A 12350-nucleotide genomic window follows, 5' to 3' on the forward strand; every position below is an offset into this window, starting at 1 on the left:
GGGTTTTTCTTATCGTTCGCTACGCCAACTTTCATTATGCCCAAGATTTGAATCTGTCGCTACTTGGACATCATATAACATTTCACTAAAGAAGCGTTTATCTACTTCTTTTGGTACAATGCGTCTTTCATCATCAATCTCATCGTATTCATATGAACCACGCTTCACTGTACCTGCTTTATAAAATTGAATGTCAAATACACATACATCTTCTTCATCTTCATAACCAATCGGAGCTCCGCTAAATGACAATTGCACGCCTAATCCGGTACGAGTATCTTCTTTGTAAAATGTATAATATACACCGCCATCTTGAACAGACCCACGGATCCATCCAAGCTTCGTCATCTTACCGAATAACGAACGACCATTTAGTAAAATACCGCCAAATCTCTCAATAGCACTCTCATCATTCTTTTCTACTACAAACACTGGACGCTCAATTTGTAGGAACGGCTGAACAATTCCCGCACTTTCTAATTGCTCTTTCCATAATTCCTTCTCCGCCCCAGACAATTCTAACGGATGAACGAAACCAATAACAGTGCCAGATGAAAGTTCATAACTCTTCCCGTCAATTGTACAGAACACGCCACCTTCTGCATAACGGAATGCCTTCAGCAACTTCCCTTCCTTATACTCACCCCAAATGAGTGAAATAGAAAATTGCTTCATAATTGGATTATCCATAAATACAGATTTCCATGCATTATGTGACCAATAACCCTTTAACGAAAGTGCCGCTTCTAATCGTTGTTTTTGCATTGAAAGAGTAGTTCGGAGTTCCTTCTTTAAAGAGGCTAATTCTTTTTTAGCCTCTTCAGCCTTTTCTACATCATCTTTTGCATTCGGCTTTGGAAGTGACTTCATACGTTTTCCTTCTTCTGTCTCTAATTCAATTTTTGACTCTGTAGTTAAAATGGCAGTAAAACTTCGATTCCCGAAATCAATTATCTTTTCACCCTGTATAGTAAAGCCGAGGTCCGGCACCAATTGATCTTCCAGCTCTTCCTCTGTTATACCACGTGTTTTCGCAGCAAGACTTAGCGCTTCTTTTGCTGCATTACGTACTTGCTTATGTTTATATTTAAATGCTATTGCATGAATAGACATAAGTGCAAGCTTAGATGAAGACAAACCTAAAGCACGAACGGCATCCGCTGCTATCTTTCCTCTCATTTGAAGCACCCATTCATCAATTTGCTTTATAAGTATGTCGACCATTTTGTCGTCACTATACATTCCGTATAACGAAAGAATTCCACGCTTCTTCACATCTGCGTCTTGAGAAATCCATATTTGATATATTGTTTGCACACATTCTTTTAAGTCCTCTTCATTTAAAGCTCTACCAATTACTTCTGCCGTTTCTTTCTTCTCAATAACAGCATCTGAAATATACTGTTGTAAATAGGCTAACGGAATTGCAGCATCAGCAATTTCATCAGAGTCACGTAAACGGATTTGTGGCTCATCCCCAATCAATTGCAGAAGTGAATTTCTTATTTGTTCAGTTAAAATACGTGCACATAGTTCTTCTATTTTTTCTTCCTCCGTTTGGAATAAAAATGAGAATTTTCCTGCGAAAGATTCATTTTTACTTTCTTGCAAAGCTTCCTGTACAATTTTCGTATATTTTTCAAGCTTATACTCTATTAGTATTTTCATCACATTTTCACGAACAATCTTCTTTTTATTATGAAGTTCAACTGCTACATCTGCTGCAGCTTCCACATCTTTTGAAAGCAGTTTAACTACAGACTCACGCATTTTTTTAGATGAATCTCCTAAGCTTTTAATTAAAATTGGACGCATTTTAATCATGTTATCCTTTGCTAACTCTTCTAAAATATATGCTTTGGCCACAGCAGAATACTCATCAAATCTTTCAATGATGTACGCTTGTTCTTTTACAATTACACAAACAAGCGCTTCCTTCGCCTTATTTCTCTCTTCACTGTAGCATGCAGCTTCTTCAACTGCATAAGCGATAAGCTTTTCCTTACTTAACCCATACGAAAGCAGATCTTCTAATACTTGTTTCGGTTCTACTCCTCTGACAGAACATTCGTAAAGAAGTTCGTATAAATTAACACTATCATCATCTCCAAACTGTAGTGTAAGTACAGCTTCCCTCTTCGCTACATCATCTATATCCCAAAGAAGCGCAACCTCTAACACCGGCATACCCCAATACATACTCCTATATTTCGGATTTTTAAGTATTTGCTTCATATCCTCAAGTGACAATTTCCCTTGTAAATAATCACGATATGTATCCCGCACTGTAGACAATTTTATTTGCAAAGCAGCAACAAAAAATTCTTCTCGCATTTTCCCTATATTTAGCTCATATCCTTTTTCAGCTAACGTTCGTGCGATGATGAGATAATTCATTTTACTTACATATTGCAAAGTATGTTGAATACATTCAGGATCTTCCTCCAACATAAAGCATAGCAATTCATATTCATACGTCTTACAAAAATCCTCACTATTTAAATCATGTTGCCTTAGACGATGCGCAAAAAATCTTTCCTTAGAAATCCAAAACTGTGTACAAAAACTTTGAATTTCTTCATATGTTTCTCTATTTACACTACCAGTTTTTTTGTAGTTTTGAGACTGACCGAGAGTGTGACACATATAACGTGTTGCATAGTTTATAAAACCCCAAACATTTTTCTTCGCCAATATTTCAATATATCGCCTCGCAACATTCGAATATTTATGAACACAAAATAATAGCCGCCAAATATGTTCCGATAAATTCCCACCTATAAATACTTCACTATCATCTTCACCTTTTAAATACCGTTTAACTGCTTCAACCTTTTCCTTTTCCCCTAGCAGTTTCAATATAAATTCTGTATGTTCTTCTAACCTTTCATTCAATAAAGAACTATATGTACGAAACTTTTCATAATCTACATCAAACATTATGAGAAGTAATGTTAATTGTTGCTTAGTTGGTAAAGTATGTAATTGTCCCTCTATATAGTTCGGACTCTCTTTTGTTAACTCTCTAAGAAAAACATCTGCTTCATTTACATAACTTGAAATACTGGATAAATATTTACATGCGATTGCTACAAGTTTGTCCAAAGGAAGTGCACTTTTTTCTAAATAAATCTTCATTTTAGAAAAACTGACATGCGCAAAACGGACTACAAGAACATTTAATAATTGCTCCTCGAGTATATGGTAAAATAATCGAAAAAAATCCGGATCTTGTTTATGCACTTTCCTAAAATCGTTTATAAATCTCTCCGCAAAATCACTTCTTTTTTGATCACGAATTGTCGTTAGTTGAATATTTTTTAAAATCTCTTCTTCTTTTGTCTGTAAATATCGTTGTGATAATTGTTTCTGTTCTTCTGTCATATTAATATATTGAAACAACTCAGATGTACTAGTAGTCAAACTTTGTACCCCCCGCATCTTTTTATCTATTATAAAAATACCCTTATTTAATGGTAGTATAGCATAAAACTCACAAAAACGAACGTACATTCTATATTAAATTAATGTAAATTAAAATACACTACTCAACATACATTTCCTTCTCTCTAAACTTCCCATTACAGACTTCTCCCCACTAAAATCCTTTAACTTTTTGCTACACCAATTCCTCAAAATCCCCTTCACATAAGCTAACGTTTTCTTATTATTTTCAAACGCAATTTTAAGTGCCTCTAACACTTTCTCTCCAGAAAGTCTTTGTATCCAATTCTTCAATTCCTTCACAATATATGGGGATAAACTACTAATATTTTGTTCATAAAACTTCACTATTTGGAACGTCCTCTTCTATGGTTTCCACCTCTTCCGCTTCTTCTTTCTCTTCAATAACTACTTGTGAACTACTATTATCCTCTTCTTTTGGCATACCAAAATGCTGCAGTACTAATGGAATCTTGTATTCTTTTTCAAGGCATTTACGTAAAAATATATGTATGAACTCATTACTTTTTACAGTCTTTAACTCACGTAATACGCACTTCTCCACATTCGTATTTGAAATAGGGTTATAGTGTAACCAATTTATTATGAATACCTCTTTCGTTTCCGTATCATATAGAATCTTTCCATACTCAACAAACCTGTTTAGCAACTTCTCAACAGTCTCCATACTATAACCTGTTTCAAGCTCTGCCACACGCTTCGGTAATATGTAGATACCACATTGCTTCGTTTTCGTACCAGTTAACAAATATATGTAAAAATAACGCTCCTCTGGCGTTAAATCTAATATGAATTCATCTTGCCAAAAGTTCACCTGCACATTACGGTATACCGCCATATGTTTCCCTCCACTCTTTGCTAGTAAATAGGAAAATTTTAATCCTTCATTATAAAGATAGGAATGCAGGAATGGTTTTGGCATTCGAATTACAATTTTTTTTACTACTACAACACCGGTTTCATTTTTTCGCGCTTGTTTTGTTCTTGTAGTTGTTTTTGTTTTTGCTTTTGTTTTTTCTTAGTGATTTATTACTTGGTAGGGGCTTATGAGGGGCTTGGAAGGGCATTCTACATTACAATCTTTCAAATACAATTTGTTCTTCCTACTAAATAGGAGCTATCCCAAATTATTATTTGGGATAGCTCCTTTCAAATTCTTCTTATTTTTTACTTCTACCAATGTCAGCTTCTACATACAATTTCTTCTGCTATTTGCGGGCAGTAAAACTCTCATTTCAAAATTTGGTGAATAAACTGCTTGATTGCAATGCGAGTGGCCCTCACTGATTAAAGTTTCCTTTTATTTTTGCATTGAATCTAACATCTTCACAATAAAGGCAGCCGCCTGACCACGAGTTGCTGTGCCTCGAGGATCAAACTCATTATTTCCAATACCATTAACTACCTTTAAGCTGTATAATCGTTGAACCGATTCTTTGTATGTTATTAAATGCTTATCTGTAAATGGTAATGCTACTAACTCACCTGTAATTCCTTTATATCGTAATGCTTTGTCAATCATAATAGATACTTCTTCACGAGTAATTGGTGAGTTAGGATCAAAAATCCCTTCACCACGACCATTAATAATTCCTGCACTTGCACAACGTTTAATACCGTCATGAAGTGATGGATGTGCCTCATTGATATCTACAAATGACTTATTTCCCTCTGGTAGTTTAAGAGCATTCGAGATTAATTTCGCAAACTCCGCTCTCGTTACATTTCGATATGGAGCAAATACACCATTGCCTTCGCCTTGCATAATACCTAGACTGTTTAATTTACGAATATGCCCTTCAAACCATCCACCTGTAATATCATCTTTTGGTTTTTGTACTTCTTCCTTAGGCTTTTGCACTTCTTCCTTTGGTACATTGTAGTTAATTTTAATCCAACTTGGGTCATAGAAAATCCATTCTCCAATACCTACTTTATACCAACCATTTTTAACCGCTAATACTTTGTAACGATCTCCGTTTGAAGCTTTACGTACAACACGATGTTCAATGCCCGCATCACTACGTACATTGATGCCACTACCATTTACCACTAGTTCCATGCTAGGTTCAGCTGGATTATTTTCATTTGGATTAAATGAGTCATTTTTATCTTGTAAAGGCGTATCAATCTGCGCATTTATATTTGCATACCACTGAATTCCTTGTACGAAACCAGCCCAATTACCACGTGAAATTAAAATGTCAGGACATTTTTTCCCGCTCCATTGTTGATGCTTGTAAATATGATCTGCACCAATTCCTTCTTTGTTCATTAAATAACCTGCAAGTCGTTTTGCATTTTCTAACGCTTTATTGTAATCACCGTCTTGGTTAACCGCAATCTCGATACCGATAGACTCCCTGTTTCCTGAACCATCTCCATCTCCTGCATGCCAACCATTTTCGTTTGTTGGTAAGTGTTGATAAATTTGTTTATCATCTACAGTAAAATGCCATGAAGCTGTTCGGAAAGTGCCTTCAGTTGCTTGCTTGTATAAATATTTCGCATGATTTTCAGCATTAGCACCAGCAGCTGTATTTGCGGTCTCATGGATTGTAATGTAACGTGCTTTCATCGGATTTGCAGGACGAATATCAGGATTTCCTGCTGGAACAATCCACTCCACAAATGGAACTCCTGCAAGTGTTCCATATTTCTTCGTACTCTGTGCACTATATTGAATACCTCTTGGCTTTGCAACAGGTTTCATTTGACAATCAGATCCATCATTTCGACCATCTACAGATTCAAATGCCTTTTCAATGTTTGAAATAGCTTCCTTTTCTGCTACTTGTCCCTTCTTAGCATCTTGCATTTTGTTTAATTCTTCTGTTTCATCATGTTTATGCTTATATTCTTCTAAAAGCATTTTTTCATTTTCAGATACTTCTGCTTCGTTAATTTGTACATGATCAGGAACTTCCAACTTGAAATTAGAATAATTTAATCCGCTCGTTCCGTGTTCTCCTTGGGCAATATTAAGTTGATCAGTTTGAGATTTGTTGATCTCTTCTGCTGATGCTGATAAAGGTGCGCTCCCTAAAATCACTAGACTTGTTGATAGTGCGATTACTTGTTGTTTGATTGTCTTATTCATTATTATAATAAATACATACACACTCCCACTGTGTATGTATCTCAACCTCCCTTTATTGTCACATTAATTTTTAAAAATATGAATCTACTATGTACTCCTAATATATTTTCTTTTTATTTATATATTTAAATTACCATATTTTATACCCATTAAGAAAATATTTATATGTCATCCCTACAGATGAATTTCATCTAACATACTTTTTATAAAATTCATCAACAAACATTATTTTACAACTAATTACAAATACCGTCAAAATAATCAATTTAAACTTAGACAAATAACTGGCATACAATTTCATAATAAGAGATCCTATACTATCGACATACATCTATTACAAATTCCCTTTAACGTTTTCAACAATCTCATTTATCGTATTCCGATCAAACTTATCACTAATTTCATATGACTCACGATCTCCTACGAATTGCACGCCTACGATATCATTGCGATCCTTACCGTATTGCACTTCAATAATAGATCCTCGCTCTATTTGTTTCCAAATGAGACCTGCTTCATCTTTATTATCTAAAATAATGCAGTCTTCAATATTTTCATCAATCCCAATTAATTTATTATCATCCATATATCCAATCTCGTATTGTTGCCGTTCTTTCGCTTTGCCACTTACTAATATACCTTTGCTACCATATGAGTAATCCATATAGTCCTTTTTCTCCGTTTGTACCGCTTTCGGCTTTTGTGCTTCAGTTTTTTCAGCAGTCCCACAACCTGTAATAAGACTGATTGGCATAACCACTATTAATACTAATCTAGTAAATTTCTTTATCATTTGTAACCAACCTCATATATTTAATGTAAAACTCCATTTATTACTTCTATTAAAGAATAACATGATATTAAGTAAACAGAACGAAAGATAACATATTATTTACATACTCGCACTTTAATGAAGGACTAGGCCATTTAAACCTAGTCCTTCATAACTTTAACTTTGCTTCACATACTTAATTGTATGAAATGACGTCTCATTAAATAATTGCAAGTTTTCCCCATCATAATCTTGAACTTTATATGCTATTTTCTTTTTTTGAATTGTATCTTCTACACCGTCTACTAAACGTTTATTAAGATGTAAATAGATTGTAAAAGCTTCCTTATCATATTCCCAAGTGCCTTCAATATAATTCTTTTTATTTGGATACTCACCTTTACCATACGTTTCAAATGTCTTATCACCTTTTAGAATAAGTGACATAATGAAACCGTCTGTTCCTTTGAATCCCCAATTACCGATTAATTCCGTACCATCTTTCACATTCTTCATAACGTTATCCGTATTAATTCCAGCTTTCTTATCTAACTCTTTCAAATCTTTCACAGATACTGTACCGTCACCGATTTTAATATCCCCTTCAAGATCTTTGAATGCCTTAAGCCAGTAAATATCTCCTTCTTTCACTAACTTTTCGGATTTCTCCATTAACTCTTTATCAGTCTTATCGCCTTTTTCTCTTTTTTCTTTTCGGGTGAATACTTCATTTATTAAAGAAAAAGACTCTCTAAAATAACCAATTGCTTTTTCAAAATCCTTTTGTTGATTTACATACTCTGTAGGGGGATCTATCGACTCAAATTTATCTAACACTTTATTTAATTCTTTTACACTATCTACTATATCTGATTTCTTTTTCTTACCGTCAAAAACATCTCTTGTAATATTGTTATGCTCCGCAAACAACTTATCAAACTCTACCCCTAATTTATACACTTTATTAGGATAGTCTTCCTTTGAAACTTTTTCTTTCTTACTATTAGACTTCGATTCTTTTACTTTAGACTCTTCCGTTTTCTCCTGTTTAGAAGTGTTCGTTTTCTCAGAAACTCCACAACCAAATAACAACATGACCGGAACTGCTACCCCTAGTAGTTTCTTTGCATTCATGACTGATTTCTCCTTCTACTTGAATAGATTACTCTTACTATACCCATCCTCTTTTTTTATCTTGTAATTAAAGTTACAACTGCAATAACTCCTAAAATTGGTCCCCAATATTCCATTTTTATAAAAAATAGCGAGTGTTTTTTGTTAAACATAACTTTTTCACCAGTTTCGGCATCTATATAAACTTTACCATCTGGCTTATTAATATATTTACCTAAATACCAAGACATAACCCCTGATATAATAAACATTACCGCCATTGGCCAACTATGATCTTGAAAATATGTAGCGTCCCCCGTTATAGATCCAAAAATAGCCTTACCCAAAAGAGTATTAATAATTACAATAATTGCGACTAAAAAACCCCAACCAGACCAAATAATCATTTATTTCTCCTCCTAAAGCATACAACTTTGTGCTTTATGTTAATTTGAACTGCAAACGAAAATGTTTAAAAAACCGAATATTCAGACGTTAATAATTATATTTAGCTTACATTCGATTCTAACTGTAATGTTCTAAATGCAAATGAACCAGATATAATTTGTAAAATTGTCGGAATAAGTAAAAAGAATAATGACATAAATAACATAACTATAGGAATCACAATCATACAAACTCCATAAACTTTATTATTAACCTTGTTTACTAAACACGCTAAAATGAACAACCCTATTTGAACCGTTAAAATAATAGAGTAATAAGCTAAAAGTTCGTAATCAACACCTTCCATAATATTAAACGCTACAACTATTAATATTATAGAAATAATAATTCCCAAAATGCCACCAATTAAACCTAATACAAATTCAGGTGTTCTTTTCAATTCAATCCCCCTTTTTTGAAAAACTAACAACTTGTATATTTTTCCCATTCACCATCATACCAAATATTTATTGGAAAAACTATACAAATCATTTTTATTCTACTGTACTTTACTTCTAACTATAGATAACTTGTAGCAGTTACAAAATTAAAACCTTCACAATTACTTACTGAATTGTCATATTGAAAATTATAAATTAAAACGATAGAATTATAGGATTTATTTAATTTAACTACTTCCTTAATTCGAGAAAGTATTTTATCATCATATGAACATCCCGTTAATAACATAGAACTGTCATCACTCGCTTCTTCTAACACTTCCTTTTCAATAAAATCTTCATCTACATCAATCATATCAATATTAAAATCAACAAAAAATCTTGCTGGTATAGAGTCTCCTTCTTCATCATACGTAACATCTATATATGTATCCAACTGATCTTGCGTTTGCATATTACCGAACCATATTGAAACCATTCCGTGTACTTCCATTAATAGCGTCCTCCATTATGAATATATATTCTCATTCAACTTACGCTTTAAAATTCATGATTTTTATAAAAACCATTTCTTCTTTCCTTTCAGTCAAATAGGATTATTCGGAAATTCATTGTCATACTTATGAATTAGCGCTTTATCATTTTCATCAATTGGTACTTCACCTAAGTATTTATGTTTCCAAATAATCATCTGATCACTAAAACTATATTCTGTATCGAACCAATTTGTATAATCGAAATGCATGTTAAATTCCCCACTATGTTCCAGAGACATTGTAAAAGAGTACCAAAGCTCTTGCTGATTATCTTTGAAAACATTTCTTAATTCCTTACTCAATTTATATAAAAAATCTTCTTTCCTTTCAAACTCCTCTTCATCAACTTCGTATTTAAAAGGAATTTCTACACTATACTTATAATTTTCTTTATTTCTGAAGTTGTTATAGAAAAAGTAAGTTCCCCCTCCATCTTCTGATATTTGTGCATAAAAATAAAATTTCTCCCATTCTTCTGGAATCATGGCATGAACCGTTTCCGCTATCTCTCTATATAATCGATTCAATTTTATTTCCAATTAAATTCCCCCTATTTAATTTTCATCACTTACTTTTTCTATATTATACCATTCTTTTAATTAGCTCTTTATTTCATCTACAATTCAAACCAAGTTTCGATACTTTTAGAAAGTAGACATACCTTTTGAATACAATTAGTATTAACATATGAAATACGAAAAGCTTAAAAAGGCTTTCACATGAAGAGAGGAAGTTGCAAAACTATGGATCTTAAAACAGTTATGCAAGAACTTGAAGCTCTAGGTAAGGAACGAACGAAAAAAATATACATATCTAACGGTGCGCATGAGCCAGTATTCGGAGTAGCTACAGGTGCCATGAAACCAATCGCTAAAAAAATAAAATTAAATCAAGAATTAGCTGAAGAACTTTATGCCACAGGCAACTACGATGCTATGTACTTTGCAGGTATTATTGCCGATCCAAAAGCTATGAGTGAGTCTGATTTTGATCGCTGGATAGACGGGGCATATTTTTATATGCTATCTGATTATGTGGTGGCAGTAACTTTATCGGAGTCAAATATCGCACAAGATGTTGCTGATAAATGGATTGCAAGTCGGGACGAGCTTAAAATGTCTGCCGGCTGGAGTTGCTACTGTTGGCTATTAGGAAATCGCAAAGACAATGAATTTTCCGAAAGTAAAATTTCCGATATGCTTGAAATGGTGAAAGATACAATTCATCATTCTCCAGAACGAACAAAATCCGCTATGAATAATTTCCTAAACACCGTGGCAATTTCATATGTACCACTACACGAAAAGGCAGTTGAGACTGCAAAAGAAGTTGGTATAGTTGAAATCAAACGTGATAAGAAAAAAAGCAGTTTGTTAAATGCTACAGAGAGTATTCAGAAAGAACTTGATAGAGGAAGACTTGGATTTAAGCGTAAGTATGTAAGGTGTTAAAAAAGATTCGTATTAGGGTGTCAATCTGATAAAGATTGATACCTTTTTCATTCAGGTTATATATCCCCTCATTTACTTTTAACTTATATTAAAAAATAATATCCTGATAACCTACTTCCATTACCTTTTCATTTAATAATCGAACTCCTACACCATTTTCTATATCCCACGTACAATTAAATGTAATTCCAACCTCTCGCCCTTCCGTAATATCTGCATACGGAACAACAATACCCTCTAAACCGATCATCTCTAGTATTTGATCAGTTGTTTCAACTAATGGATAATTTTCTTGCACTCCAATATCATATCCCAATTCACATCTCCTTTGTTTGTAATAGTCTAATATAGACTGTAGTAAACTTGTTTGTACCTCTTCCCAATTTTTTATTAATGATTGATACGCTACATACTGCCCTTCATCAAACATCTCATCTTCTTCACCATCTATCATCAAATCAATCTCAGTTACATTGCCTATAAAAGTTATAAGCATACGCTTACCCCAAGCATAATTATATTCAATCTCTCCAAAAACTGAATCGTTCATTGTCATTTATCCGTCACTCCTCTCGCACTTATTACTAAGGTGTCCCTGCTTATTGTTAACTCCCATCAACACTTAACATTTGAAATATTCTTTCAAAAACATATAAAACGTTGGCCAACTCTCCTTTAATTCTCCATTTAAAAGTAATTCATCTCCACCTTCAAAATTTACTGAGTAAACTTTATCAGTTACACTATCAAGGACCAATGCAGCATTTGCTGTCATTTCCGTTAAAACTAAATACTTATTAGGAAATCCATGTTCCTTTCGAGCAATAATTGTGTAATATTCAATATTATTCTCTTCATCTATAATATCAAGTAATTCATAAGGAACGTGCTCGTCCCAAAAAGGTCCTGCAAATCGATAATAAAACTCTCTAAATGTATTAGACACTTCTACACCTAACCTATTTATTACTTCATTCACCTGACCTTTATCTTCCCGTTTATATATATCTTCTTCCAAGACTTCTTCTAAACGATTTGGCAAAGCATGCATTTGTATCCCTCCTT

The 12350-nt window shown here is 33.5% G+C and carries 11 protein-coding genes and 1 pseudogene; 1 reads left to right on the forward strand and 11 read right to left on the reverse strand.

All coding sequences use genetic code 11. The annotated features are described in order from the left end of the window. Positions 1-9: 9 nt before the first annotated feature. The 9 genes and pseudogenes from MKY21_RS16205 to MKY21_RS16245 all read right to left on the reverse strand — a co-directional run bounded on the left by MKY21_RS16205 (position 10) and on the right by MKY21_RS16245 (position 10373). Positions 10-3423, reverse strand: a complete 3414-nt coding sequence (locus tag MKY21_RS16205; protein ID WP_341076856.1) for a DUF4132 domain-containing protein — start codon at positions 3421-3423, stop codon at positions 10-12. A 111-nt stretch (positions 3424-3534) separates the two neighbouring features. After that, positions 3535-4303 (reverse strand): annotated as a pseudogene (locus tag MKY21_RS16210) (DnaD domain-containing protein). A gap of 462 nt (positions 4304-4765) precedes the next feature. Then, positions 4766-6565 (reverse strand): S-layer homology domain-containing protein, encoded by a 1800-nt coding sequence (locus tag MKY21_RS16215; protein WP_341077927.1) that lies wholly within the window; start codon positions 6563-6565, stop codon positions 4766-4768. A gap of 334 nt (positions 6566-6899) precedes the next feature. Continuing rightward, positions 6900-7358, reverse strand: a complete 459-nt coding sequence (locus tag MKY21_RS16220; protein WP_000591642.1) for a hypothetical protein — start codon at positions 7356-7358, stop codon at positions 6900-6902. 156 nt (positions 7359-7514) lie between these two features. After that, positions 7515-8471: a DUF3994 domain-containing protein gene (locus tag MKY21_RS16225; protein WP_341076860.1), complete on the reverse strand. Its 957-nt coding sequence runs from the start codon at positions 8469-8471 to the stop codon at positions 7515-7517. A 56-nt stretch (positions 8472-8527) separates the two neighbouring features. Beyond that, on the reverse strand, positions 8528-8857 hold the full coding sequence (locus MKY21_RS16230; protein ID WP_000587854.1) for a hypothetical protein: 330 nt from the start codon (positions 8855-8857) through the stop codon (positions 8528-8530). Positions 8858-8958: 101 nt separating this feature from the next. Next, on the reverse strand, positions 8959-9297 hold the full coding sequence (locus MKY21_RS16235) for a DUF4064 domain-containing protein (RefSeq protein ID WP_065212265.1): 339 nt from the start codon (positions 9295-9297) through the stop codon (positions 8959-8961). Between the two features lie 119 nt (positions 9298-9416). After that, on the reverse strand, positions 9417-9791 hold the full coding sequence (locus MKY21_RS16240) for an immunity 22 family protein (protein WP_065212266.1): 375 nt from the start codon (positions 9789-9791) through the stop codon (positions 9417-9419). A gap of 93 nt (positions 9792-9884) precedes the next feature. Continuing rightward, complete coding sequence (locus tag MKY21_RS16245; protein WP_000403547.1) at positions 9885-10373, reverse strand: antitoxin YezG family protein; 489 nt, start codon at positions 10371-10373, stop codon at positions 9885-9887. A 204-nt stretch (positions 10374-10577) separates the two neighbouring features. Here MKY21_RS16245 and MKY21_RS16250 point away from each other — a divergent pair, with 204 nt between their 5' ends. Then, positions 10578-11285 carry a DNA alkylation repair protein gene (locus MKY21_RS16250; RefSeq protein ID WP_137074867.1) on the forward strand — a complete coding sequence of 236 codons (708 nt, stop codon included), beginning with the start codon at positions 10578-10580 and terminating at the stop codon, positions 11283-11285. 88 nt (positions 11286-11373) lie between these two features. Here the strand turns inward: MKY21_RS16250 and MKY21_RS16255 are convergent, their stop codons facing one another. Beyond that, complete coding sequence (locus tag MKY21_RS16255) at positions 11374-11841, reverse strand: DUF6985 domain-containing protein (RefSeq protein WP_000178425.1); 468 nt, start codon at positions 11839-11841, stop codon at positions 11374-11376. Between the two features lie 66 nt (positions 11842-11907). Beyond that, positions 11908-12336 carry an SMI1/KNR4 family protein gene (locus MKY21_RS16260; RefSeq protein WP_000543093.1) on the reverse strand — a complete coding sequence of 143 codons (429 nt, stop codon included), beginning with the start codon at positions 12334-12336 and terminating at the stop codon, positions 11908-11910. Between the last annotated feature and the right edge of the window lie 14 nt (positions 12337-12350).

The organism is Bacillus sp. FSL R9-9497, from assembly GCF_038005805.1.
Lineage (GTDB): Bacteria > Bacillota > Bacilli > Bacillales > Bacillaceae_G > Bacillus_A > Bacillus_A cereus.

Bases quoted from the DNA above. Each gene is read 5' to 3' on its own strand.
- MKY21_RS16255 (WP_000178425.1), bottom strand. From the start codon at position 11,841: ATGACAATGAACGATTCAGTTTTTGGAGAGATTGAATATAATTATGCT.
- MKY21_RS16260 (WP_000543093.1), bottom strand. From the start codon at position 12,336: ATGCATGCTTTGCCAAATCGTTTAGAAGAAGTCTTGGAAGAAGATATA.
- MKY21_RS16220 (WP_000591642.1), bottom strand. From the start codon at position 7,358: ATGATAAAGAAATTTACTAGATTAGTATTAATAGTGGTTATGCCAATC.
- MKY21_RS16230 (WP_000587854.1), bottom strand. From the start codon at position 8,857: ATGATTATTTGGTCTGGTTGGGGTTTTTTAGTCGCAATTATTGTAATT.
- MKY21_RS16215 (WP_341077927.1), bottom strand. From the start codon at position 6,565: ATGAATAAGACAATCAAACAACAAGTAATCGCACTATCAACAAGTCTA.
- MKY21_RS16250 (WP_137074867.1), top strand. From the start codon at position 10,578: ATGGATCTTAAAACAGTTATGCAAGAACTTGAAGCTCTAGGTAAGGAA.
- MKY21_RS16225 (WP_341076860.1), bottom strand. From the start codon at position 8,471: ATGAATGCAAAGAAACTACTAGGGGTAGCAGTTCCGGTCATGTTGTTA.
- MKY21_RS16240 (WP_065212266.1), bottom strand. From the start codon at position 9,791: ATGGAAGTACACGGAATGGTTTCAATATGGTTCGGTAATATGCAAACG.